Raw genomic sequence first — 21,855 nt, 5'->3', positions numbered from 1 at the left:
ATGAGATTCTTCCTTCGTCAGAATGACAACAGTATAAAATTGTATATAGCCACCTAATTTAATACATAATCAGAATATAAATTTTTAACCTGATCTTTCCAGATTTCCAGATTTTCGGGAGAAGCTTTATCTGCTTTATCAAAAAATAAATGCCTGATAATTTCCAGCCCGGAATAGATATAAATACCATTGTCAGAGGTCAACGTAAGTGCTTTATCCATACCTGTTTTTTCATATTCTTCATGAGATTTTCCATGCGTATTGATAATCACAGTCTTTTTACCTTTTAAAAGTCCTTTCTGTACTCCCTGATCGTAGCGGTAAGCAAAGCCATAGCTGAAAACACGGTCTATATATCCTTTCATCATTGCAGGAAGGGCGGTCCACCAAATCGGGTAAATAAAAGTAATCTGCTCTGCCCATGAAATATGCTCTTGTTCAGTTTTTACATCATCAGATAATCTCCCCTGAAATTGTCCCTGCATATCTTCCAAAGAAAATACGGGATCAAAACCGATTTTATAAAGATCTCTCACGATAATTTCTTCGTTACGGGATTGAAGTGTTTCTACAACAGTGTTTAAAAGAGTGTGATTTAAGGTGTTTTCGTTAGGATGTGTGTAAATAATTAAATGTCTCATTGTTTTGATTGTTAAGATTAATGAGACAAATGTAAAGCAGTGTGCTTTTCAAAAATTGTAAGAAAACGAAACAGGCTATTTAGATTTTGGATTACAGATCTCCTGTTGGAATTTTAAATACTGAGCCGGAGAAGTATTGATAAAGTGTTTGAAATCATGAATGAGCTGGCTTTGATCATAGTAACCACATTCATCAATAATGGTAAACCATTTGACCTGATTTTGTTTTTCGGTTTCCTCCTCTATGAGTTGGATAGCTTTTAAAAAACGATTGTAGCGATTAAGTTCTTTTAAAGAATATCCAAACTGTTCTTTCTGTTTTCGCTGAATATTTCTTTCCGTCTGCCGTGTCTGTTCTGCAATGATTTTAACAGGATTAAAAAAATCATTATCAAAACGGCTCAAAAGCTGGCTGGTAATATCCCGGTCTTGAAGATAAGGTCTGCAGAATTCAAGAATATGATTCACTTGTTCTGTGGGTGAATCTAATTGGGGTAAGCTGATGCCAAAGATATGTAAAACAATTTTCTTCCAAGAGATCATCCGGATGTCTTACCGATTGTTCAATAGATATTTTTCCAAAAAATCTGAAGAATGCATCATCTTTGAGATTAGCAACCAAAATAGAGCATCCTGCGGGAAGTGTATATTCAAAGGCTTGTCTCACTGGTCCGAATACCATGCACTTATCAACAGCTATAATGGTATTTTCACGGGTAGACATCGTGGCACTTTCGCCAAAACAAAATAGCAGAATGGTCTGATAAGTGGGTAGAAATGTTTTCGTAACTGAGTTTTCAGAATTATTTTCAGCAAAATAAAAATGAGTAAATACAGTTTCAAATTCCTGAGGAACTGAAATTCTGTACTCATTATACTCGGGATGTACTTCCATAAGCCTGAAATTAAAGGATGAGGTGTTTTATCATTTTATAATTGGTCATTGCAATCCCTTTCACATTGACAGTCTGCTCCTCAATAATTTGAAATCCTTTTTTTCAAAAAATGGTCTGGCAGTTTTGCTTACGTCAGCAGTAAGTTCTTTCTCATTGCATCGCAGAGCTTCTTTTTCAATCTGATGGTATAGCAGGGATGCAATTCCTTTATACTGATACTCTTTGTGTACAAAAAGCAGATCAATATAATTTCCCTGATCGAGTGTACAGAAGCCCACTATTTTTTTTCGATGACAGCCATTAAAACATATTGATCTCTGATTACCTTCATCCATCTCTCTTCATTCTCTGCACCGGATTTCCATGCTTCGAGCTGTTGAAGATCATAGTCTTTTTTGCATATCTCATCTATTGTTGCTGTAAAGAGCTGCAACATTTCGGGGAGATCATCAGTAATTCCTTTTCTGAGAACAATATCGTTATTATTGGATGTAATTTTTTTCATAAAGTTTTTGCTGTTCTTTGTTGAGAAGCGGATAAAAAAGATTCATCTGAAGCAGCGTATAATGTTCTATTGCTTCCTTCGGATTGAGTTTTAAAATCAGCCTGTTATGCGTAAGCCAATTATCAGCAATGATAAAAATCTGTTCAGTAAGACAATCTACTATAAAATGTGGAATATCTTTTTGAAAAATATTACTCTTCTGAAGATCCGAAAAGATCAGTTGAAACTCTTCTTTTCTGCTGAAATTAATTCCTTCATAGCTGGCCTTGATGTCAGGATTCCGATTCAGGATATCTATAAAATTGATGAATATAAAACGGTAAGAATAAAAAATTTCAGAGGTAGAATAAGTGAATTGGTAAAGATCTTCCAGCGTTTTATTCTCTACTTTTTTCATTTGGTTCAGTAACTCATCCATTTTCAGAGTAAGCTCTGAGAAGAGGATTGTAATGATATCTTCCGAGTGCTTAAAATGATAGTGCAGATTTCCCGCACTGATACCAAGCTCTGCAGCAATATGCCTTGTGGTAATATTGTTATATCCTTTGTCATTAAATAATTCCAGTGCTTTAGACAGAATTTTATCCTTGGTCTTCATAACCCAAAGATAAGAATATCAGAGTGGATATAAATCATATTTTTTAAATTAGAACAAATGTTCTAATTTAATATATTTGCAGTATCAAATCTTATGACAGTGGAAGGTAAACCAAAATTTAATTATGAATCAGCAGAAAATACTAATAAAGAAAAAAATACAGACTATCAGGAAGTTATATCAAAAGTACTTCAGGTGATTCTCGGGATAATAATGGCTGTACTGCATATGTGATGAAAAAAGAAATTTCACTTTGGTTCCTGCTGGGACTGGCGGTCTGGAGTATAATCATTCTGCTGAGGTGTAACGGAATTGTTATTCCTGTTATCAATGATTATTTTACAGATTTAATTACAATTCCTATGTATTGCTGCCTGATAGAATATATCATGAATGGGATTTTAGGCTACCCATGGAAACCTGATTTGAAGTTTGTACTGACCTCAGCGTTGTATCTATCATTCTTGTTTGAAGTGCTCTGCCCTAAACTATCTACTCATTTCACCGGAGATTTTTGGGATGTATTGGCTTATTTTGCGGGAGGAATGGGATATTACTTTTTTAGAGTTAGACCGGGATATAAAAAATCCAGCAGTTCCACATCGTAAAAGGAGACTGCTGGCTGTGTTATAGTTTTTATCCTGATTCAATACTCATTCTTACTGCATTTTCAGCAGCAGTTTTCTATCGGTTATGTATAGAAGACAATTATTGAATGCAAGATGTTACATTTCCCGATGAATATTTTCTTACTCCTGCTCAAGCTTGATAATAGAACCTTTGTAAAACTTGGTAAGATCATACAAATCTGTAAAATAATGCTGAAGATCCGGGATCAGTGTACGGTCAAACTCTTTCAAATTGCATTGGTTTTCTGCCAAATGATATAAAGACTGGTTATCCGGTTTCAGATATTCGCAAAGGATATTATCCGGATGCTGTTCTCTGTTGATCATTTCTGTAAGGAATATCCCATAGATCAGAAACTGATTGAAATTTTTGGAATCAACAATATAATTCATGTCCTGCTTCAGAAGCTTTTCATAATCTGAAAGGATCTGCAGGAAATTTTCAGCATGAATGGTAGTCGGAATCTCATAAAAAAGGTCTATACCATTGATGAAAAGTTGTGTTTTAGCCTCCTCGTGATCTGAAGAATAGACTTTATGAAACCACTGAAAGATAAGAAGAAGCTCTTCCTGAGTAAGCTCTTCCACAGAATCTTTCACTTTTTCTTTAATCGTTTCAAGAGTGCTTTGGGCTTCAGGCTGAAGAAATTTCAGAATGTTTTCTTCCTCACGGCTGATCTTATTGTACAAATTAATTTTGGCAATAGTGGGATTGGTCTTGATGAAATAAAGTTCTTCCGCCATAGTTGTTTACCCAATTAGATTTCAAATGGTTATTTAAATATACAAAATATGCCTTAACTGTATGGAAAAAATTAATATGTAGTGAATGGTATGGCTATTTTACGGTTTCATGAAGGGCAATTCTGTTGCCTTCCGAGTCTTCAAATTCTGCAACAGCAAATCCGTATTTTTCGTCTGTCTTTTTTTGATAAAGAATGGAACCTCCATGTTGAACGGCTTTTTTCAGGGTTTGATCAATATTCTCTGTTTTAAAATAAATAATGACTCCGTTTTTGGATGGTTTATAGACCTCTCCTTTAGCCAAAGCTCCTGTAATACCACTATTTTTTTCTTCGAAAGGAAATAGAGCCATCTCATAATTGTCTATGATTTCTTTATCAAAACTAAAGTTGAAAACCGCAGAATAGAACTTTTCGGCACGTTCCAAATCATTTACAGGAATTTCGAAGTAGACAACAGGATTGGTAGCTTTCATATTTTTAAAAGGATTAGGTTGCTGTGACTGGCTGCAAGATACACCTATTAACCATAAGAAAATCAAAATGTAAGACTGCGGCTTCATGGTTTGAAAGTTTAATGATCAGAAAATAATTTTCTGACTCTAAAATAAAGTTTTTATCTCAATTTTAAAAATAGATAGACTTATCTATTTTTTATCTACATTTGTAAAAATTTTCACGATGAAAAAAGAAAAAGTACGCGAAAGAATAATCAGGGTTGCTTCAGATTTGTTTTATAAACAAGGGTATAATTCTACGGGGATCAACCAGATTATTGCAGAGGCTGATATTGCCATTGGTTCGTTATATAATCACTTTTCATCTAAAAATGATCTTCTTCAGGCTTATCTTATTAAAGAAGAAATAAATTGGTTTGAAGGGTTTGAAAACAGTACAACCAAGATGTCAGAACCAAAACAAAAACTTCTGGCACTCATTGATTACAGGAAAAAATTGCAGCAGACTTCAAAGTTTGCAGGATGTCATTTCATTAAAATTGTCTCCGAAATAAGTGAGAGCAATCCTTCTGTTTCAGCTTTTGCCAAGCAGCATAAAGAAAAGCAAAAAGAGATGATCAGAAAACTTGTCAATGAATATGCAGTTCAAGTGCAGAAGATAGGCTCTGATTTAATAGCAGAAAATATTTTTCTGTTAATAGAAGGAGCAGTTGTTACATCCACTATCAACAGACAAAATGATTCTTTTGATCAGGTAAAGAAAATTGTTCAGGGTTTATTGCCCTAATTTTTTTGATTAATATAAAATAGATATATCTATATAAAAATGAAACATAAGTGTTTGAAATTATTGGTGATATTGTTTGGGAAGTTATTGACGATCATGGATATTTTTATCATCAATGTATCCATACCTTCCATACAGCGCGATCTTCATGCTTCTAACGGAGAAATGCAGTTTATGATTGCAGCTTACCTCATTGGATTTGCTTCTTTACTCATTACCGGAGGGCGATTGGGTGATCTTTATGGAAGAAAAAAAATCTATATAATTGGGCTGATTGCTTTTATGATAAGCTCTATTGCCTGCGGACTTTCCGTAGGAGCAGGCCAACTGGTGATTTCAAGATTTGTTCAGGGAATAAGTGCTGCTATGATGGCTCCTCAGGTACTTTCCATGATACAAATTCTGTTTTCTGATCATCAGGAGCGTACTAAAGCAATGGGCTGGTACGGGATTACGATTGGAGTAGGAACAGTTTTAGGACAGTTCCTTGGCGGCTATTTTTCATCCCTGACGATGATGGAAGAGCCATGGAGACTTATTTTTCTGATGAATATTCCTATCTGTTTACCGGCTGTTTTCCTTACACTGAAATTATTGGATGAATCTAAAGTTGCTGTGAAGCAATCTTTTGATGCAGTTGGTGTATTAGTGCTTTCTGCGGGATTGTTCTGCGCTACTTATGCATTGACGATGTCTGAGCATGACGGTCTCCATTTCAAAAATATTTCATTAATGATTGTTTCCGGGGGGATTTTATTCACTTTTATAAAAAATCAAAAGAAGAGAATCCAAAATGAACGTTCTTATCTGATTGATTTTGAGTTATTCCGTTATAAAAATTTTAATCTTGGAATCATTGCTGTCTCTTTCTTTTTTATCATGTTGGATTCTTATTTTTATATTCTGTCATTATTTTTTCAGGATGGACTAGAGATCAGTCCGCTAGAAGCAGGAGAAATTATTGTCTTTCAGGGATTGGGTTTTATTCTGGCGTCTTTTATTTCCGTAAAATTGATTTTGAAATATGGCAAAAAGCCCTGATGGCAGGGCTTGTTTTTATTATTACTGTTCTTATTCTTCAGCTGTTTTTATTCAGAATGGAGAAGAGCTTTCCGGTTTTTTGTCTGCTTTTATTTTTGCATGGGCTGGGAATAGGATCTGTTATTCCTTCACTGGCTAATATCGCGCTGTCGGGAATGTCTGAAAAACTGATCGGAAATGCCTCTGGTGTTTATAATACTTTCCAACAGATCGCTGCCATTGGCGGAATTGTTGCTGTAGGAAGTGTTTTTTATTATTTTTTGGGATCAAAACCTGCTATTCAGCATTATCACAATGCTTTCTCTGTTGCTTTACTCATCAATATTTTCTGTCTCATTTTTGTAATGATCTGTGTTTTTAAAGTTCCGGATCATGTTCTTCCTGAAATGAAACATGGAAAATAAAATACCTTGTTTTTAAGGTTATTTTGATGAGGTTTTCATTTCAGTTAATGTGGCTTTCGCAATACTTCTGGTCACTTCAGTAGGAGAGTGGCAGTCGCAGTTGCTGAGTCCAATTACGTAAACATCTTCAGCAGGAATGTAAACACCCATACTTTTAAATCCGAAGACACTACCTCCATGTTCACGGTCTGGAATTCCATTGATGTCTTTCAAATGCCATCCGTAGCCGTAGGTAAATTCTTCACCGTTATTCAGTTTATATTTCTGAAAAGCTTTTTGAGTTTCCTTTGAATTTAATAATAGATTTTGATTCAAAGCCCGCTGCCACTTGAGCATATCATCCGCAGTAGACATCAATGATCCGGAAGAAAAGGGAACACTGAAACTGATAACGGTTTTATTCACAAACCCTTGTTCTTTTTTGTGATATCCATACGCTCTTTGAGGAATCACTTTTCTGTCGGAAGCATAATAAGAATGGCTCATACCTGCTTTGTCAAAGATATTTTTCTTAACAAAATCTTCATAAGAAGTTCCGGAAACCAGCTCAATAATATATCCCAAGACGACATATCCGGAATTGTTGTAATCAAACTTTTCTCCGGGAGCGAAATCCACAGGTTCATTTTTGAAAAAATTAACCATCTCTTCAGGTTTCATTTCTTTTTGGGCAATGGAAGATATAGATTTCATTTTCGTGAAATCTTTTATTCCTGAAGTGTGGGTCAGCAAATGATGAATGGTGATTTTATCTCCGTTAGGATAATCTTTGATGTATTTTGAAACAGGATCATCGGTATTGAGTTTTCCTTGCTGCTCCAACATCAGGATGGCCACAGCAGTAAACTGTTTGGTCATTGACCCAATTTGAAAAACATTCTCAGGGGTCATATTGACGTTAAGTTCAAGATTGGCTTTCCCAAATGCTTTCCGATACAGATTTTTTCCGTGTTGAGTAATCAGAAAAACCCCGCCAGGTTCATTTTTATTCCCGAATTCAGTTTGGATAATACTGTCAATTTTCTTTTCATATCCTTTTGAGAGTGCCTGAGCATCCATTGTAGAGTTTAAAAATGGAAGCAAAGCAAAGGCGGTTATGAGTTTTTAATAATCATATCTATGTAATTTGTTATGCAAAGATATGATTTATTTTAATTACTATGTTATACAATATAGTTATTTGTATTTTTAAATTTTAAAAATTAATCATAATAAGACAAGGGGCTGATCTGTTTATTGTATCCGTTTGGTTTTTAATTTTACTCCAGTCGAAATGATGATTAGGTCATATTGATGATCATTGTTTTTTACAAATTGATAACCGTCTTCAGACTCAGGATTATCAAAAAAAGAGGTTTGAGATTCGGGATGAATTTTGGTTTTCTCACCATCTTTATCAAGAATATACAGAAAATGATTTTCCAGGATAATGGTAAAAACTTGTGATTGGTCTGCTTCAAGGGCAAATTTTCCGGTGTATTGTTTTAGAATTTCATCAGAAACTTCAATTGTTTTTTTGTTAATTTTCTGTGGGATACGGTAAGGTTGATCGTTTAAAAGATTAATGATGTCTTCAGTTACTTTCTGAAAGGGAATATCCGTGAAATTTGATGTAAAAATAAATGTAATTCCCGATTTTAGGTTTTGATAGTAATAAGCCCTATAGCCGGGTCTGCCACCCGCCTGTACTAATTGACTGTCTTTTCCAAACATGATAAGAACAAGATCTTTTCTGAGATTCTTCCCCAAAATAAGCTGTTGGCTAAAACTGTAAAGATCATCCGTAGTTGATACATAATTTCCTGTTTCAAAACGGTTGATGCTGGTATGGGGAACAGCTATAATTTTACCGTCCTCACTTGAAAATCCATAAGCAAAATCAGATAGTGATTGTGCAGAATTGAATTCACGGGTATTTTTTAAATGATATTTTTTGATAATTTCAGTCTGGATAAAATCCCAATACCCTTTATCAGATAATTTTCCAATGAGATCATGCAGAATAAAATATCCTACATTTGAATATAAAGTTTGAGTTCCAGGCTGGAATTGCAGCGACTCCTTTTTAGCCAGCTCTATTATTTTTTCTAGGCTGAGATGGTCATACTTCTCATAATCTTTGATTTCTCTTGGAAGTCCGGATTGATGAAATAGCAGGTTTTCAATAGAAATTTTTTCACCATTGGGAAAATCACTGATGTATTTGTTGAGAGGATCTGACAGCTTTAATTTTCCCTGTTCAACCAATTTAAAAATTCCATATTTTACAAATATTTTTGAGACTGAAGCTATAATGAATTTACTGTTTTTATTGACCTGTAATGCTCTATCTTCATTCGGTATATTATACGTTTTATCAAGAAGAATAGTATTGTTCTTTACGATCTTTACATTTCCGTTAAAATTTTTCAGATCTGTTAATGCCGTAAAATAGTGATCCAGTTCTTTATCGTATTGTTGAGCGGAAAGTTCTATTGAAAATATAAAAATGAAGAGAAATGACAAAAGCTTCATAATGTGTTGTTTGTAACGAAACAAATATACATTATAATCACTTATGAACTCTTTTTAAGATTATTTTCTTGTACCTGTTTCCAAGTTATTTTTCTACAGAGATTAATAACATCATAGGTCTGCGGAGCTCCTCTTTCATCTCCGGGATTTCTTTCAGCATTTCCTGACTTGGCTCGGGCTCAATGACTTCTTTGATTTTGAAGCCATATTTTAATACAGTATTTAAATAAGACGTTAAAGTGCGATGATATTTAATAACATTTTCTCCTAGAAAGGTAGTATTTCTTTTTCCTTCAACAAAGTAACGATCCACCGGCCAGCAGATTTTCTCACCATTTTTATCATATACCCAATCCTGACCACCTTCTGCAGTAAAAACAGGATGTTCTACTGAAAATACAAATGATCCTCCGGGAGTAAGCCATTGATAAATATTATGAACCAGAGTATCGAAAGATTCTACATAATGCAAGGTCAAAGAACTCAATATCAGATCAAATTTTTCAGAAGGATAATTCACTTCTTCCAAAGCTTTTCTTTCATATTGAATCCCTTCCAGATTATTGATCTCTTTAGCTTTTGCCAGCATTTTTTCGGAAAGATCAATCCCGATCACAGATTGTGCTCCGTTTTCCATCGCATAACGGCAGTGCCATCCAAAACCACAGCCAAGGTCAAGAACATTTTTTCCTTGAAAATCAGGGAGCATATTTTTCAATGTATGCCATTCTCCGGCTCCTTCCAGCCCAATCTGAGAACGAAGCATTTTTTCGTATTGGTCAAAAAATGATGGATTGTCGTATTTATTTTCTTTCATGACATTAATAATTTATGTTTTTTGATGTTAAAATGTTTCAGTAAAAGGAATTTTACTATTCTGGTAGTTTCTCTGGTGAGAATAAGATCTAGTGCAAATTTACGATAATTATGCCAAAATACTGATGCTGCCATCAACTAAAAACAAAAGCTGAATGTTCTACATCCAGCTTTATATCATTGTTTTCAATTAGAATCTTTTTAATTCGATTCCGTATACTTTTTGAAATTATCAAGAATAGCCTGCCAGCCTCCTTTTTGCATTTCTTCAGGGTTTTGATTTTCCGGATCGAAAGCAACATCCACGTGAGTTTGACCATTATTTTCTTTAAAGTCAACCTGCAACTGTCTTCCGTCCGGCATGGTATACGTAAAGTTTTCCCCATCTTTTATTTCATCATAAACCGCTTCAAAATCGAAACCGAAACTTCCGTCTTTAGCTTCCATTCTTGCTGCATATTTTCCTCCTACTTTTATATCGTTGGAAGCAGATGGGCATTGCCACGAAGGATCAGCAAAGTTCCATTGAGTGATGTGATCAGGGTTGGTGTAATAATTCCATACTTTTTTTGCATCTGCATTGATGGTAGCAGAAACTGTGATTTTGTGGCTCATTTTTTATGATTTTAATGTTAATAATAATTCGTCAAGTTTTTCAAGAGTGGCCGTCATGCCTTGTTCCATACCCATCTCGATAATGGTTTCCAGATCAGCTAAGGATTGATAAGTGACAATAGTTTCTACAAGGGTATTTTCATTTTTATCTGTGAAAGAGACTATCCATTCTGCCTGAGGCAGACTTGTGTTGATCTCTCCCTGTTCATTGCAAAATGCATCGCTTGAGGTATAAGAATCAATAGGGTTGATTTTGTGATAACTTACCCAGCCCCAGTATTCTGTTCCATTGGGCTCTACCATAGCATAATGCCAGTGTCCGCTTTCACTGAAATCCATAGATTTTGTTTTGGTAGTCAATGGTTTTGGTGCAAACCAGCGGTCAAGAAGTTCACTCTTTGTGTAGCAGTCCCAAACCAATTGTCGGCCTGCCATAAATTCACGTCTGATCGTTAAAGTGTTCTTTTCCTTGTCTGCAAGAAAATCGAACTGAAGAAGATGTTTCATAATATTATTTTATAGTTTGTTTTGGTTTGAATGATGTTGCGGTATTAGATTTTATTTCTGCTGGCTTTTCAATGTTGCCAGTAAAGTATCAAGCTGCTCAAAACGACTTTCCCAAATCTTTCTGAATTGTTCCAGCCAATGATCTATTTCTTTCATTTTGTCAATTTCTAAAAAGTAATAAATTTCTCTTCCTTGTTGGTTTTGAGTTACCAATTCGCACTCAGTCAGAATTTTCAGATGTTTTGAGACAGCCTGTCTGGTAGTGTCAAAATGCTCAGCTATGGCATTGGGTGTCATTGCCTGTACTGCTATCAATGCAATAATAGCTCTGCGTGTGGGATCTGCTATAGCCTGAAAAATATCTCTTCTCATAAACAACGATTTTTAAATGAAACCATATGGTTGCAAATTTATGTGCAACTTTTCGGTTTCGCAAATATTTTTGATAAAATTTATAAATCAAAAATTTGAAAAACAATAGATGATGTTTGTTGATTGGTTTTAAATCAGTTGTTTGTGGTTGATTTGAGTAAATTTATCTTTTGTTTTCCCGCATGGCTTTGATTAATCGGTCATTTCTTTTGTCAGCTCTTGCATTATTTAAAGAAAGTACAGCCCAAATGGCAGCAGGAAGCCATCCGATCAGAGTGATCTGTAAAATCAGGCAGATAATTCCGGTGAAGACTTTTCCACGGACCATGAAAGATAAGAAGGGAAGTAAGATGGCTAATAACATGATTCTAAGTTTTTAATTGAGTTAATTTTAACGGGACTGAGGATCGAAATAGGCTTTGAAAGTAAGAGGATCTTCCGTTTTATCCTCCGCTTCTTCTAGATATTCCAAATACTCTTCCTGATGTTTCTCCATATAAACAAGCACAATGGCGAGGTTTACAAAAAGATTTTTGTCCTTAGAACCCAAATGTAATGCTGTTTTTAAGTATTCCAGAGCCATTTCATTTTCTCCCATATCAGAGTAAATGGCACCGATATTAATTAACGCTGAAGTATTTTTAGGTTCAATAAGTAAGATTTCCTCTAATTCCTTTACTAAAAGGTCGTTTAAAGTATCCCAATGGTCTTCATTTTCCCATCTTTTAGCCTGAAGTTTTTTTACATTTTCTAATCTTGTTGTTATCGTACTCATTATTTAAAATTACAGAATGAATGCTTATTTATAATGTGCAAATTTAGCTTTTTACTCTTTAAGTCCATCCAGTATTGCCGCTTTCAGTATTTCAATGTTGATATCTTTCAATGTTTTGAATTTAATACAATATCCCGTAACACTGGCTTTCCCTATTTTTTCTCCATAAGTTTTAGCTAAATAGGTTTTATCACCAATATTCATAATGTAGATGGAAATTCCTGTTGTATTGGCGCTCATTCCGATCTGGTAAAAATCCCTGGTTTTTCCATCTGCATACTGCATGGTATATGATCCATATCCGATATTAGGATTGGAAACAGTTTTGTTTTCACTGTTTTTACCATCCAGAAACCATAGCTGGCATTCCGGCGTCAGCTCCAAAATGATGTTGTGGAGTTCCTGCATATCATTACGTTTTATTTCAGGCTGGCTGTTGATGTAGTTTTGGATTTGTTCTTGGATGGTCATAGATCAGGAATTGATTTTGAGATTATGAATTGACTAATTTAAAACAAAAAAGAACAGCAATGGCTGTTCTTTTTATATGGTATTATTCCTGATCTGTTGAATCAGTTTCTATCCGTTATCCAAATGCTCTTTTCAGTAAGCTTTCTACTTTTGGTTCGCTGCCTCTGAAGTTTTTATAAAGCTCCATCGGATCTTTCGTTCCGCCCGAAGAAAGCAGTACTTTATACTTGGCTGCGATCTCAGGGTTGAAGATTCCGTTTTCTTTGAAATACTGGAATGCATCGGCATCCAGAACTTCCGCCCATTTGTAAGAATAATATCCTGCAGAATATCCTCCCTGGAAAATATGTGAGAAACTTGGGCTCATTGCCGTTTCAGTGTTGGAAGGATAAAGAGTTGTTGCTTTGGTATATTTATCTTCGAACTCTTTTACACTTTCGTTTTCCAGTTCTGCCACTTTTGTATGATAGTTCATATCCAGAAGTCCGAAACCTAGCTGTCTTAAAGTCTGATACCCTTCCATAAAGTTTTTAGACTGTTCAATTTTTTCAATTTTTTCGTCAGGAAGTACTTCTCCGGTTTTATAATGTTTTGCAAACGTTTTTAAGAATTCCGGCTCGTAGCAGAAGTTTTCCAAAAACTGTGACGGAAGTTCCACAAAATCCCATTTCACAGAAGTTCCGGAAAGGGTAGGATATTGAGTATCTGCCATCATCCCATGAAGCGCATGCCCGAATTCGTGGAATAAAGTAGTTACTTCCTGGAAAGTCAGTAAGCTAGGCGTATCTTTTGTTGGTTTGCTAAAGTTGCAGACAATTGAAATATGCGGACGGGAATTTTCACCGTTCTGCTTGTATTGGTTTTTGTAGCTCGTCATCCATGCACCGGCTCTTTTTCCTTTTCTTGGAAAATAATCAACGTATAATAATGCCTTGTAGCTGCCAGCCTGAGCGGAGTTGGAGGCTTCTTTTACTTCGTATACCTTTACATCTTCGTGGTATTTAGGAATGTCATTTCTCTCCTCAAAAGTCAGCCCGAAAAGTTTTCCAGCCAGGCCGAATACAGCATCCTGTACCTGATTTAACGGGAAATAAGGTTTCAATTCTTCATCATTAAGATCGAATTTCGCCTTACGAAGTTTTTCAGCATAGAAAGCGTGGTCGTAGCCTTGCATTTCCTCAATTCCGTCAGCTTTTGCTAAAGCTTTTAATTCTTCAATTTCTTTATCAGCATAAGGTTTTGCTTTGGTGAGAAGTTCATTTAAAAAATCTAAAACTTTTACCGGAGACTTAGCCATTCTTTCTTCCAATACGAAATCTGCATAGTTTTTATACCCGATAAGTTCTGCTTTTTGTTGCTTTAAATTCAAAAGCTCCTTAATCAGATTCTGGTTATCAAATTCTCCACCATCGAAAGATTTTTTACCATTGGCTAAAGCCAGTTCTTTTCTCAGTTCACGGTTTTCAGCATACGTCATGAACGGAATATAACTTGGATACTGTAACGTTACTACCCAGCCTTCAAGGTTTCTTTCTTTCGCTTCTTCAGCATATTGATCGATAATCGCTTCAGGAATTCCTGCAAGATCTTCTTTATTGGTGATATGTTTAAAATAAGCATTCGTGGAAGCCAGTACATTTTGTCCGAACTGTAAAGACTTTAAAGAAAGATCCATGCTGATATTCTTTAATTTTTCTTTGTCTTCCTCATTCAATAAGGCGCCGCTTCTTACAAAACCTTTGTAGGTTTCATTCAAAAGCATTTCCTGCTCTTCGTTGAGATTGTATTTTTCCTTTTCATCATATACTTTTTTGATTTTGTTGAAAAGGGCTTCATTTTGAGAAATTTTTGAAGAATATTCTGTTAAGATCGGAGAAACTTCCTGAGCAATCTGCTGAATTTCGTCGCTGGTTTCTGCAGAATTTAGGTTGAAAAAAATATTAGAAACCACATCCAGCTGCTCTCCGGAATAGGCCAATGCTTCAATTACATTTTCGAAAGTAGGCGCTTCAGGATTGTTAACAATAGCATCAATTTCTGCTTCAGATTTTTGAATCAATTCTTTAAATGCAGGAAGATAATCTTCATTTTTAATACTGTTGAATGGAGCCGAATGATATGGAGTGTTAAATTTTTCTGTTAAAATATTCATTTCTTGATCTTTTTATATAAGGTAAATGTAAGGATTCATTGGGAATCCCAGCTGAAATGCTCAAAAATAATGCCTTACTGGTAAGTTATGACAAAAATACCTTATCTTTAATAATCTTGTCATATGGAAAGAGGGAGTGATGTGGGAATATTTAATTTTGAGAACAGATTTGAACATCATTATTAAAATAAATAACCTTAAATATATAGACTATGAAAACACTCTTAAAAATTATTGGTACCATCATCGTACTGATTCTTATCTATGCTGTAATTGCCATGCTGGCTTTCAGTAAAGATTATCACTATGAAAAATCTGTTGTCATTAATGCTCCAAAGGAAAAAGTATGGCAGCATACTAACTCTTTGCAGGCATACAATACCTGGGACCCTTTTTCTAAAGAGATCAAAAACTTTTCTGTAACCTATTCTGGTGCGGGTGACCAGCTTGGCAACTCTTACCACTGGAAGGGAGATGACAGTGAAGGAGAACAGTCTATCGCAGAAATTATCCCGAATGAAAAACTGGGAACCCAGCTTCATTTCATACAACCTTTTGAAGGAACTGCTAAAAGTAATATCATACTGACTACTGAAGGTAGCGGAACGAAAGTGACCTGGACGATAGATAATGAACTAAATACCATGATGAAAATCATGAAGCCGATGATGGATAGTAATATGGATAAAATGTTTGGCCAGGGACTGGGCGATCTGAAAAAACTTGCTGAAAAATAATAGGAAAGCCTTGTAAATTTTACAAGGCTTTTTTATTACAATTCTTTCTTGCCAATCTCGTTGATGGAGTTATAGTTACCTTCACCTTTAGGATTAGGGCCATATTCATTAGGACCGTGATCGCTGTCTGCGAATAACATCCATAAACTATAGAAAGGAATTAATTGATACCAACCGGAATTTCCTCTGTCGTGACATCTTTTTGCCCCTTGTGCAAGAAGAAACCAAAGGAATGGAATAAGTAAAAGGAAAAATATAAAAGTAACAGTGCCTGATGGTTCATTACTCTGAAAATAGATATTAAAAGGTACAGAAAATACCAGATATAGAAGATAGGACAATCCGTATTCTGTCCTTCTGATTCTTCCATCAAATGAAAATGGTGCTTTAAACATGGTTTTAGTTTTAAAAAAGGCAAAGCTAGAAATAATTTTACAAAAATGATGGTTATTTTGTGAGCATTATTTTATGTTAAGCCCAAGAAATATTATTCTAAAAATATTATCTTTATATAAAGAATAGATTGTATGGAGAAGATTGTATTTGAAAAAAGTGATATCAGAGACTTTGTGAAAACCACCATCACAGAGAAAATTGAAAAGCTTAAAAACTTTATCGAATTTACCCTGGAAGCCAGCCGTGACATCAAAAAAACGCCGAAGTATGACAGCATGAGAGAAGAAATGCAGGAGGAGATTTACCAGATGCAGCGACAACTTGGGGCTTTGAATGATCTTAAAAGAAATATGGCAAAAGTCCTGAATACAGCTACAGAAAGGGTGCAGCTTGGTTCTCTGGTCATTACCAACAAAGCCAGGTTTTATATATCCGTTTCATTAGGTGAGTTCTTTTTTGAAGGTGACAGGTTTTACGCTATCTCTCCCGAAAGTCCTATGGCCAAAAAATGATGGGGATGAAACCCGGAGATGAATTTACCTTAAACAAAATCCATCAGAAGGTTATAGAGGTTTTGTAAAAGTAAAAAGTAAAAAGTAAAAAGTAAAAAGTAATTTTGATAAGCTTTCAGTATTCTTTATCACCCGTCAAAGATTAAACTTCCTTCACCCTGCTTCCTGCATCCATCTTTTTCGTAATTTTGTTACATGAATAATGCATCCATCTTAAAAGAAATTATAGAGCAAAGAAGAAGTATTTTTCCAAAAGATTATACAGACACAGAGATATCTCAGGAAGTTGTAGAGGAAATTGTAAACTCTGCCACATTTGCTCCCAACCATAAACGTACTAAACCTTGGCGTTTCAAAATATTCAAAGGGGAAGAAAAAGCACAGCTGGCATCAGAAATGCAGGCAATCTATAAAGCAATCACTCCTGAACAGCTTTTCTTAGAAAAAAAATACGCAGATATTGGTTTTAAAATCAATAAAGCCAATGTTGTAGTTTCCATTGTAGTCAATTTCAGCGGAATGGTTCCTGAATGGGAAGAAATAGCAGCGACTTCAATGGCGGTACAGAACATGTATCTTACCTGTACAGCAAACAATATCGGGTGTTACTGGAGTTCTCCTAAAATCGTAGAGAACTTGAAAGATTCTTTGACTATTGAGGAAAATCAGCAATGTCTGGGACTTTTCTATATGGGAGCGGTATAGATGAAAAACATTTACCGAAATTATAATGAAGAAGATCTGCATGCTGCTTATCTTCATATGACTGATCATACAGGTACAGCCAATGATGAATTACGGGAAGCCATCAGTCAGCAATTCAATTATGATGAATTTGTAAAAGCCGCAGAATTCAGGAAAGTTTTAGTGAAAGAAAAAGGAAAAATCTCATTTGAAGTACACAAAAGAGTACAAAAGGGAGAAAAGATAGATACTATTCTGGAAAATATCTCTTCGGAAATGATCGGAAGCAGTGATTTGAAAGTTTTTATTCTGGATAAATTTGATCAGTTTTCAAAAGTCAAAGAAAATGATAAAATAGATTCGAAAATAATTCTTAAAAGCCTTTTAGGGCTTGTAGCAGCTTCTGCTACCGGAGCTATTTTTCTAAAGGCTGTGATGACATCTACAGGAGAGTTTTCATTTTTTCTGCTGGTGCCTGTTTATATCATCAATTATTTGGTGATCTATGGAATTACAGGAAAAACACGGGATAATTTTGTTGTTTTTATGGCTGTTTTTATTTCCGTAATTATTTCAGCAATATTCTCTCTTGCCCTGCTTGGTTAAAAAAAATAAATTGAATTTCTAAAACTTTTTGTTCGAAGCTTTTTACTTCAAACTTTTTTACTATCTTTGCACTCTTAAATATTTAACTGGGACGAGTTCCCGTAAAATTCAAACATTATGTCAGTAAAAATCAGATTACAAAGACACGGTAAAAAAGGAAAACCTTTTTTCCACATCGTGGTTGCAGATTCTAGAGCTAGAAGAGATGGTAGATTCATCGAAAAACTAGGAACTTACAACCCAATTACTAACCCGGCAACTATCGAATTGAACGTTGATTCTGCTGTACAGTGGTTAAACAACGGTGCTCAGCCTACTGATACTGCTAGAGCTATTCTATCTTACAAAGGAGCTCTTTACAAAAAACACTTACAAGGTGGTGTAGCTAAAGGTGCTTTTGACGAAGCTGAAGCTGAAAAAAGATTCAATGCTTGGGTAGAAGCTAAAGATTCTAAAGTACAAGGTAAAGTAGAAGGTTTAGCAACTGCTAAAGCTGATGCTAAGAAAGCTGCTTTAGAAGCTGAAGTAAAAGTAAACGAAGCTAGAGTTGCTGCTGCTGCACAAGCTGAAGCGGATGCTAAAGCTGCTGAAGAAGCTGCAAACGCACCTGCTGAAGAAGTTGTTGCTGAAGCTACAGAAGGAGAAGCTCCTGCTGCTGAAACTGAAGAAAACACTGAAGCTTAAGAACAAACCCTGTTATGCGTAAAGAAGATTGCTATTTTTTAGGAAAAATCACACGCAGACACGGACTTGCGGGTAACGTAATCCTTAAATTGGATACCGATCAACCCGAGCTTTACAATAAATTGGAATCAATATTCGTTGAAATCAACGGATTATTGGTTCCATTTTTTATTGAAAAATCATCATGGAGCAAACTTGATGCTCTGAATCTTGCATTCAAAAACTCTTCTGAAGCTATAGTAGATCAGGTGTTGGGTAAAAGTGTTTACCTTCCGCTTACTTCTCTGCCTAAACTTTCAGGAAAACAATTCTATTACCACGAAATCATCGGATTTGAAATTTTTGATCAAAATGACAACAACTGTGGTGTGATCAGATCTGTAAACGATCAGACCGCACAGGTGTATTTCATTACCAATCTGGATGGAAAGGAAGTGGTTATTCCTATGATAAAAGACTGGATTCTTGCAGTTGACAGGGAAGAAAGAATTATCAAAATGGAACTTCCAGAAGGTCTTATTGATGTATTCCTTGTTCCATCCAAGAAAGATGAATAATTTTTGCAATAAGCAATAAATTCTTCTTTCTCAATTTTCCACATTACTCATTACTAATTATTCATTACCCATTTTTAAGGAGGGTAAAAGATATTCCTGTACTATTTTCTCAGATTGCTGGTGTGCATATGGTTTATTGTAGGCTTGTGCAGTAATCACGATGACAACTGGTATTTGAGTGAAAATAATGATTTTATTTCCCCCGTTTCCACTGGATTGGAAAGCTTCATAACTTTTGTTGCCCACTGTGTAAACCTTTCTCCAGAATAAATATCCGTATCCTTCAAAATCAGGATTATCTGTGAAATAATTGGTGAAAGATTTCTTAATCCATTCCTTACTCAATATTGTTTCCCCATTCCACACTCCGTTATTTTTATACAGCTGTCCGAATTTTGCAAAATCAAGCGCTTTCATACGTAACCCGCCTGCCAGTGAAGGCTTATGCTGTGGTGTAAACTGCCATTGGTAATGGGTAATTCCAAGAGGTTGAAATAATTTTTTCTCTGTATACTTTTCTAGACCTTGTGGAATGCTTTTATCTAAAATATCTCCGGTTAATACTACTCCCGCCGTGAAATAACTCCAGTTTTTTCCTATTGTATTCTCCGTCATAGGCAGATCTAATATAAATTTGATCCAATTTTCAGTGGGGTACATATTTTCTTCATTTCCTGGGGATTCATAATTTTCATCATTCCCATCAAATCCTGAGCTCATTGTCAATAAGCTCTTTATAGTTACATTGTCTTTTTGTGAGGAATAATTTTTAAAGGTCTTCAGGTCATAAAATTCTTTCAGATTTTGATTTTTACTTTTTAAATACCTGTCTTTGATGGCAATTCCCGTCAAAGCTGAAGAAAAAGACTTTCCCACAGATCGGGTATCCTGCAGAGAATCTCTTCCTGAACCATTAAAATATTCTTCCAAAAGCAGCTTTCCTTCCTTTACAACCACAATTCCGGTGATATTTTTGAATCTGTTTTGTGCGATTTTCTTATTCAGATTTCTGATGGTTTCTGTATTTATTTTTTCCTGAGAAACTTTCCATCCGCTATTGGATTGGATGGGCTGAACTGCAATTTGCTGTTCCGAAATATTTTGAGAAGGAACGATAAGGTTAATTTGTCCTTCTGCAATTACAGGTCCCGTTTTAAGGCTAGAAGTATTGAGATAAGGCTGAATTTCAATTTTCAACAGGTGTTTCCCTGATGTCAGTGCATCAATTCCGTTGTTTGCCATATAAAAACGCATCCATAGATATCTTCCCCATGAATCTTCATTTTTACTGCTGACAAGAGGAATTCGTAATGATGTTTTGATTTTTTTACTATCCGGAGTACCTGCGCCTGTATTGAGGTTTTCTTTATAAATGAGTTTTCCGTCTACATAAAAAGAGAATTGATAATTTCCTTTTTTCAGCAATTCATCCACTGTCCAGTTAGGTTCAAGTTGATGCAGATAATTGACCAGAGAGTTATCAAAGAAGGTCTGAATTCCAAGATCTCCGTTTTCCTGAAATACAGAAGAAGTAATGAAGTCTGAATCTTTCAGATTTTCAAGTGCAATATTTTGGGTAAGAAAAACAATCTTTCCGGAGTATTTTTTATGAATCGGATTCTCAATTTTCTCAGCATCCACTATATTTTTATTTTGTCCCTGATAAAAATAAAATGAGAAAGTAAAGATCAATAATAGGATAGATTTCATCTTATAAAAGTATTTGAACAAAAATAATGAACTTCCTTATTGCAAAATAGAATGAAATTAACATTTCTATTGTAGTATTGACCTCTTACAGCATTTAATTAAATAACTTTCTGAATTCTCCCGGAGACTGACTGGTCTTCTGTTTAAAAAGCTTGCTGAAAGATTGTGGATGTTCGAATCCTAATTCATACGCAATTTCACTCACAGATAAACTGGTGGTGCTCAAACGCTCTTTTGCAGAATCAATTAATCTATTTTGAATATGCTGCTGAGTATTTTGCTGCGTATGTAAGCGAAGCAGTGTTCCCAAATAATTAGGAGAAATATTCATCTGATCAGCAATGGTTTTTACCGAAGGAATACCATTTTCAAGGAGATTTCCGTTTTCGAAATATTGGGAAAGGATGTCCTCAAACTTGTACAGTAATTCGTGACTTGATTTTTTTCGGGTGAAAAATTGACGTTCATAAAAACGGTCTGAGTAAACTAATAATAATTCAATCTGTGAAATAATTAGCTCTTGCGTAAATCTATCGGTGTTTGCTTGATATTCTTGTTCAATATTTTTAAAAATATCAACTAGGGTTTTCTCTTCTTTATCGGAAAGAAAAAGGGCTTCTTTCACCTGGTAGCTAAAGAAATCATAAGATTTTATTTTCTTCGTTAAAGAAGTATTCCACAGAAAATCAGGATGAATAAGCAATAAAAATCCGGTAGGATTGACCTGAACATCAGGATTGACTTCAAGACTTAAATATTGCTGTGGCGAAACAAAACACAGTACTCCTGAATCAAAATCATATTGCTGCTGTCCATAATTGAACTTTGGGCTGACATTTTTTTTCAGACCAATGGAGTAAAAATTCTGAATCCATTTCAACTCATCATCCTCCACAATATATTTGACTTTGCTGTAATCTATCAAACTGATCATCGGATGTTCAGGATTCGGCAGACTACAGAAAGCATGAAAATCTGAAATAGAATTAAAACGAATAGGCTGTTTCATAGAGCAAAGTTAGTTTTTTAATAAATAATGATAACG

The 21,855-nt window shown here is 35.0% G+C and carries 31 protein-coding genes; 10 read left to right on the top strand and 21 right to left on the bottom strand.

Translation table 11 applies throughout. The features are described 5' to 3' along the window. Positions 1 to 53: 53 nt before the first annotated feature. The 6 genes from BOQ62_RS19595 to BOQ62_RS19580 all read right to left on the bottom strand — a co-directional run bounded on the left by BOQ62_RS19595 (position 54) and on the right by BOQ62_RS19580 (position 2,640). Positions 54 to 641: an NAD(P)H-dependent oxidoreductase gene (locus tag BOQ62_RS19595; RefSeq protein ID WP_129042077.1), complete on the bottom strand. Its 588-nt coding sequence runs from the start codon at positions 639 to 641 to the stop codon at positions 54 to 56. A 75-nt stretch (positions 642 to 716) separates the two neighbouring features. Then, positions 717 to 1,109 (bottom strand): helix-turn-helix domain-containing protein, encoded by a 393-nt coding sequence (locus BOQ62_RS23650; protein ID WP_228414371.1) that lies wholly within the window; start codon positions 1,107 to 1,109, stop codon positions 717 to 719. After that, positions 1,093 to 1,536 carry a hypothetical protein gene (locus BOQ62_RS23645; protein WP_228414369.1) on the bottom strand — a complete coding sequence of 148 codons (444 nt, stop codon included), beginning with the start codon at positions 1,534 to 1,536 and terminating at the stop codon, positions 1,093 to 1,095. Before BOQ62_RS23645 ends, BOQ62_RS23650 begins: the two co-directional genes overlap by 17 nt. A 60-nt stretch (positions 1,537 to 1,596) precedes the next feature. Further along, positions 1,597 to 1,815 (bottom strand): GNAT family N-acetyltransferase, encoded by a 219-nt coding sequence (locus tag BOQ62_RS23640; protein ID WP_262708369.1) that lies wholly within the window; start codon positions 1,813 to 1,815, stop codon positions 1,597 to 1,599. Next, positions 1,815 to 2,042 carry a hypothetical protein gene (locus tag BOQ62_RS23635; protein WP_228414364.1) on the bottom strand — a complete coding sequence of 76 codons (228 nt, stop codon included), beginning with the start codon at positions 2,040 to 2,042 and terminating at the stop codon, positions 1,815 to 1,817. The genes BOQ62_RS23640 and BOQ62_RS23635 overlap by 1 nt, the downstream gene beginning before the upstream one ends. Then, positions 2,020 to 2,640 (bottom strand): TetR/AcrR family transcriptional regulator, encoded by a 621-nt coding sequence (locus BOQ62_RS19580; protein ID WP_129042076.1) that lies wholly within the window; start codon positions 2,638 to 2,640, stop codon positions 2,020 to 2,022. Before BOQ62_RS19580 ends, BOQ62_RS23635 begins: the two co-directional genes overlap by 23 nt. A 233-nt stretch (positions 2,641 to 2,873) precedes the next feature. Between BOQ62_RS19580 and BOQ62_RS19575 the strand changes: the two genes are divergently transcribed. Next, entirely contained in the window at positions 2,874 to 3,248 is a 375-nt protein-coding gene (locus BOQ62_RS19575) for a hypothetical protein (protein ID WP_129042075.1), read from the top strand. 141 nt (positions 3,249 to 3,389) lie between these two features. Here the strand turns inward: BOQ62_RS19575 and BOQ62_RS19570 are convergent, their stop codons facing one another. Both BOQ62_RS19570 and BOQ62_RS19565 read right to left on the bottom strand, forming a co-directional pair. Further along, positions 3,390 to 4,013, bottom strand: a complete 624-nt coding sequence (locus tag BOQ62_RS19570) for a hypothetical protein (RefSeq protein ID WP_129042074.1) — start codon at positions 4,011 to 4,013, stop codon at positions 3,390 to 3,392. A 94-nt stretch (positions 4,014 to 4,107) separates the two neighbouring features. Then, the gene (locus tag BOQ62_RS19565; protein WP_228414362.1) at positions 4,108 to 4,575 is read right to left on the bottom strand and encodes a VOC family protein; all 468 of its coding nucleotides are present in this window, start codon (positions 4,573 to 4,575) and stop codon (positions 4,108 to 4,110) included. Positions 4,576 to 4,693: 118 nt separating this feature from the next. On the opposite strand from BOQ62_RS19565, the gene BOQ62_RS19560 reads away from it, so the two are divergent. The 3 genes from BOQ62_RS19560 to BOQ62_RS23630 are packed head-to-tail and all read left to right on the top strand — an operon-like array spanning position 4,694 to position 6,702. After that, complete coding sequence (locus tag BOQ62_RS19560) at positions 4,694 to 5,257, top strand: TetR/AcrR family transcriptional regulator (RefSeq protein ID WP_129042073.1); 564 nt, start codon at positions 4,694 to 4,696, stop codon at positions 5,255 to 5,257. A gap of 39 nt (positions 5,258 to 5,296) precedes the next feature. After that, positions 5,297 to 6,298, top strand: a complete 1,002-nt coding sequence (locus tag BOQ62_RS19555; RefSeq protein WP_228414360.1) for an MFS transporter — start codon at positions 5,297 to 5,299, stop codon at positions 6,296 to 6,298. Continuing rightward, entirely contained in the window at positions 6,298 to 6,702 is a 405-nt protein-coding gene (locus tag BOQ62_RS23630; RefSeq protein WP_228414358.1) for a hypothetical protein, read from the top strand. Before BOQ62_RS19555 ends, BOQ62_RS23630 begins: the two co-directional genes overlap by 1 nt. 18 nt (positions 6,703 to 6,720) lie before the next feature. Here the strand turns inward: BOQ62_RS23630 and BOQ62_RS19550 are convergent, their stop codons facing one another. The 10 genes from BOQ62_RS19550 to BOQ62_RS19505 all read right to left on the bottom strand — a co-directional run bounded on the left by BOQ62_RS19550 (position 6,721) and on the right by BOQ62_RS19505 (position 14,924). Then, on the bottom strand, positions 6,721 to 7,785 hold the full coding sequence (locus BOQ62_RS19550; protein WP_228414356.1) for a serine hydrolase domain-containing protein: 1,065 nt from the start codon (positions 7,783 to 7,785) through the stop codon (positions 6,721 to 6,723). A 150-nt stretch (positions 7,786 to 7,935) separates the two neighbouring features. Then, positions 7,936 to 9,216, bottom strand: coding sequence for a serine hydrolase domain-containing protein (locus tag BOQ62_RS19545; protein ID WP_129042072.1), 1,281 nt, complete (start codon positions 9,214 to 9,216; stop codon positions 7,936 to 7,938). Positions 9,217 to 9,301: 85 nt separating this feature from the next. Continuing rightward, a complete protein-coding gene (locus BOQ62_RS19540; RefSeq protein WP_129042071.1) occupies positions 9,302 to 10,033 on the bottom strand; it encodes a class I SAM-dependent methyltransferase in 732 nt (243 codons plus the stop codon). A gap of 200 nt (positions 10,034 to 10,233) precedes the next feature. Then, a complete protein-coding gene (locus BOQ62_RS19535) occupies positions 10,234 to 10,647 on the bottom strand; it encodes an SRPBCC family protein (protein WP_129042070.1) in 414 nt (137 codons plus the stop codon). 3 nt (positions 10,648 to 10,650) lie between these two features. Further along, positions 10,651 to 11,154, bottom strand: a complete 504-nt coding sequence (locus tag BOQ62_RS19530) for an SRPBCC domain-containing protein (protein WP_129042069.1) — start codon at positions 11,152 to 11,154, stop codon at positions 10,651 to 10,653. Positions 11,155 to 11,205: 51 nt separating this feature from the next. Continuing rightward, positions 11,206 to 11,526 carry an ArsR/SmtB family transcription factor gene (locus tag BOQ62_RS19525; protein ID WP_129042068.1) on the bottom strand — a complete coding sequence of 107 codons (321 nt, stop codon included), beginning with the start codon at positions 11,524 to 11,526 and terminating at the stop codon, positions 11,206 to 11,208. 163 nt (positions 11,527 to 11,689) lie between these two features. Continuing rightward, positions 11,690 to 11,890, bottom strand: a complete 201-nt coding sequence (locus tag BOQ62_RS19520; RefSeq protein WP_228414354.1) for a YqaE/Pmp3 family membrane protein — start codon at positions 11,888 to 11,890, stop codon at positions 11,690 to 11,692. A 27-nt stretch (positions 11,891 to 11,917) separates the two neighbouring features. Continuing rightward, a complete protein-coding gene (locus BOQ62_RS19515) occupies positions 11,918 to 12,301 on the bottom strand; it encodes a tetratricopeptide repeat protein (RefSeq protein ID WP_129042066.1) in 384 nt (127 codons plus the stop codon). Positions 12,302 to 12,352: 51 nt separating this feature from the next. After that, the gene (locus BOQ62_RS19510) at positions 12,353 to 12,772 is read right to left on the bottom strand and encodes a DUF1801 domain-containing protein (RefSeq protein WP_129042065.1); all 420 of its coding nucleotides are present in this window, start codon (positions 12,770 to 12,772) and stop codon (positions 12,353 to 12,355) included. Positions 12,773 to 12,887: 115 nt separating this feature from the next. Beyond that, on the bottom strand, positions 12,888 to 14,924 hold the full coding sequence (locus BOQ62_RS19505) for a M3 family metallopeptidase (RefSeq protein ID WP_129042064.1): 2,037 nt from the start codon (positions 14,922 to 14,924) through the stop codon (positions 12,888 to 12,890). A 212-nt stretch (positions 14,925 to 15,136) separates the two neighbouring features. On the opposite strand from BOQ62_RS19505, the gene BOQ62_RS19500 reads away from it, so the two are divergent. Then, positions 15,137 to 15,661, top strand: coding sequence for an SRPBCC family protein (locus BOQ62_RS19500; protein ID WP_129042063.1), 525 nt, complete (start codon positions 15,137 to 15,139; stop codon positions 15,659 to 15,661). Between the two features lie 35 nt (positions 15,662 to 15,696). Here the strand turns inward: BOQ62_RS19500 and BOQ62_RS19495 are convergent, their stop codons facing one another. Further along, positions 15,697 to 16,056 (bottom strand): DUF805 domain-containing protein, encoded by a 360-nt coding sequence (locus tag BOQ62_RS19495; RefSeq protein WP_129042062.1) that lies wholly within the window; start codon positions 16,054 to 16,056, stop codon positions 15,697 to 15,699. A 132-nt stretch (positions 16,057 to 16,188) separates the two neighbouring features. On the opposite strand from BOQ62_RS19495, the gene BOQ62_RS19490 reads away from it, so the two are divergent. From BOQ62_RS19490 to rimM, 5 genes are all read left to right on the top strand, one after another. Beyond that, positions 16,189 to 16,569, top strand: coding sequence for a hypothetical protein (locus tag BOQ62_RS19490; protein WP_228414352.1), 381 nt, complete (start codon positions 16,189 to 16,191; stop codon positions 16,567 to 16,569). Between the two features lie 195 nt (positions 16,570 to 16,764). Next, positions 16,765 to 17,274: a nitroreductase gene (locus BOQ62_RS19485; RefSeq protein WP_129042061.1), complete on the top strand. Its 510-nt coding sequence runs from the start codon at positions 16,765 to 16,767 to the stop codon at positions 17,272 to 17,274. Continuing rightward, complete coding sequence (locus tag BOQ62_RS19480; protein WP_129042060.1) at positions 17,275 to 17,859, top strand: hypothetical protein; 585 nt, start codon at positions 17,275 to 17,277, stop codon at positions 17,857 to 17,859. Between the two features lie 117 nt (positions 17,860 to 17,976). Then, a complete protein-coding gene (locus tag BOQ62_RS19475; protein WP_034698991.1) occupies positions 17,977 to 18,543 on the top strand; it encodes a 30S ribosomal protein S16 in 567 nt (188 codons plus the stop codon). Positions 18,544 to 18,557: 14 nt separating this feature from the next. Next, on the top strand, positions 18,558 to 19,100 hold the full coding sequence (gene rimM, locus BOQ62_RS19470; protein WP_129042059.1) for a ribosome maturation factor RimM: 543 nt from the start codon (positions 18,558 to 18,560) through the stop codon (positions 19,098 to 19,100). Between the two features lie 57 nt (positions 19,101 to 19,157). Here rimM and BOQ62_RS19465 read toward each other — a convergent pair whose 3' ends face one another. Continuing rightward, complete coding sequence (locus BOQ62_RS19465; protein WP_129042058.1) at positions 19,158 to 20,810, bottom strand: serine hydrolase domain-containing protein; 1,653 nt, start codon at positions 20,808 to 20,810, stop codon at positions 19,158 to 19,160. 94 nt (positions 20,811 to 20,904) lie between these two features. Further along, a complete protein-coding gene (locus BOQ62_RS19460) occupies positions 20,905 to 21,819 on the bottom strand; it encodes a helix-turn-helix domain-containing protein (protein WP_129042057.1) in 915 nt (304 codons plus the stop codon). Between the last annotated feature and the right edge of the window lie 36 nt (positions 21,820 to 21,855).

It is taken from the genome of Chryseobacterium sp. CH21 (genome assembly GCF_004119445.1).
GTDB lineage: Bacteria > Bacteroidota > Bacteroidia > Flavobacteriales > Weeksellaceae > Chryseobacterium.
The sequence above is the reverse complement of the archived record's forward strand: the minus strand, read 5'-3'. Positions and strand labels throughout refer to the sequence as shown.

Coding starts and splice junctions, on each gene's coding strand:
- BOQ62_RS19540 (WP_129042071.1), bottom strand. CDS start 10,033: ATGAAAGAAAATAAATACGACAATCCATCATTTTTTGACCAATACGAA.
- BOQ62_RS19530 (WP_129042069.1), bottom strand. CDS start 11,154: ATGAAACATCTTCTTCAGTTCGATTTTCTTGCAGACAAGGAAAAGAAC.
- BOQ62_RS19515 (WP_129042066.1), bottom strand. CDS start 12,301: ATGAGTACGATAACAACAAGATTAGAAAATGTAAAAAAACTTCAGGCT.
- BOQ62_RS19510 (WP_129042065.1), bottom strand. CDS start 12,772: ATGACCATCCAAGAACAAATCCAAAACTACATCAACAGCCAGCCTGAA.
- BOQ62_RS19560 (WP_129042073.1), top strand. CDS start 4,694: ATGAAAAAAGAAAAAGTACGCGAAAGAATAATCAGGGTTGCTTCAGAT.
- BOQ62_RS19565 (WP_228414362.1), bottom strand. CDS start 4,575: ATGAAGCCGCAGTCTTACATTTTGATTTTCTTATGGTTAATAGGTGTA.
- BOQ62_RS19570 (WP_129042074.1), bottom strand. CDS start 4,013: ATGGCGGAAGAACTTTATTTCATCAAGACCAATCCCACTATTGCCAAA.
- BOQ62_RS19545 (WP_129042072.1), bottom strand. CDS start 9,216: ATGAAGCTTTTGTCATTTCTCTTCATTTTTATATTTTCAATAGAACTT.
- BOQ62_RS19465 (WP_129042058.1), bottom strand. CDS start 20,810: ATGAAATCTATCCTATTATTGATCTTTACTTTCTCATTTTATTTTTAT.
- BOQ62_RS19525 (WP_129042068.1), bottom strand. CDS start 11,526: ATGAGAAGAGATATTTTTCAGGCTATAGCAGATCCCACACGCAGAGCT.
- BOQ62_RS19595 (WP_129042077.1), bottom strand. CDS start 641: ATGAGACATTTAATTATTTACACACATCCTAACGAAAACACCTTAAAT.
- BOQ62_RS19500 (WP_129042063.1), top strand. CDS start 15,137: ATGAAAACACTCTTAAAAATTATTGGTACCATCATCGTACTGATTCTT.
- rimM (WP_129042059.1), top strand. CDS start 18,558: ATGCGTAAAGAAGATTGCTATTTTTTAGGAAAAATCACACGCAGACAC.
- BOQ62_RS19580 (WP_129042076.1), bottom strand. CDS start 2,640: ATGAAGACCAAGGATAAAATTCTGTCTAAAGCACTGGAATTATTTAAT.
- BOQ62_RS23635 (WP_228414364.1), bottom strand. CDS start 2,042: ATGAAAAAAATTACATCCAATAATAACGATATTGTTCTCAGAAAAGGA.
- BOQ62_RS19575 (WP_129042075.1), top strand. CDS start 2,874: ATGAAAAAAGAAATTTCACTTTGGTTCCTGCTGGGACTGGCGGTCTGG.
- BOQ62_RS19520 (WP_228414354.1), bottom strand. CDS start 11,890: ATGTTATTAGCCATCTTACTTCCCTTCTTATCTTTCATGGTCCGTGGA.
- BOQ62_RS23630 (WP_228414358.1), top strand. CDS start 6,298: ATGGCAGGGCTTGTTTTTATTATTACTGTTCTTATTCTTCAGCTGTTT.
- BOQ62_RS19475 (WP_034698991.1), top strand. CDS start 17,977: ATGTCAGTAAAAATCAGATTACAAAGACACGGTAAAAAAGGAAAACCT.
- BOQ62_RS19490 (WP_228414352.1), top strand. CDS start 16,189: ATGGAGAAGATTGTATTTGAAAAAAGTGATATCAGAGACTTTGTGAAA.
- BOQ62_RS19505 (WP_129042064.1), bottom strand. CDS start 14,924: ATGAATATTTTAACAGAAAAATTTAACACTCCATATCATTCGGCTCCA.
- BOQ62_RS19495 (WP_129042062.1), bottom strand. CDS start 16,056: ATGTTTAAAGCACCATTTTCATTTGATGGAAGAATCAGAAGGACAGAA.
- BOQ62_RS19555 (WP_228414360.1), top strand. CDS start 5,297: ATGAAACATAAGTGTTTGAAATTATTGGTGATATTGTTTGGGAAGTTA.
- BOQ62_RS19460 (WP_129042057.1), bottom strand. CDS start 21,819: ATGAAACAGCCTATTCGTTTTAATTCTATTTCAGATTTTCATGCTTTC.
- BOQ62_RS19535 (WP_129042070.1), bottom strand. CDS start 10,647: ATGAGCCACAAAATCACAGTTTCTGCTACCATCAATGCAGATGCAAAA.
- BOQ62_RS23645 (WP_228414369.1), bottom strand. CDS start 1,536: ATGGAAGTACATCCCGAGTATAATGAGTACAGAATTTCAGTTCCTCAG.
- BOQ62_RS19480 (WP_129042060.1), top strand. CDS start 17,275: ATGAAAAACATTTACCGAAATTATAATGAAGAAGATCTGCATGCTGCT.
- BOQ62_RS19485 (WP_129042061.1), top strand. CDS start 16,765: ATGAATAATGCATCCATCTTAAAAGAAATTATAGAGCAAAGAAGAAGT.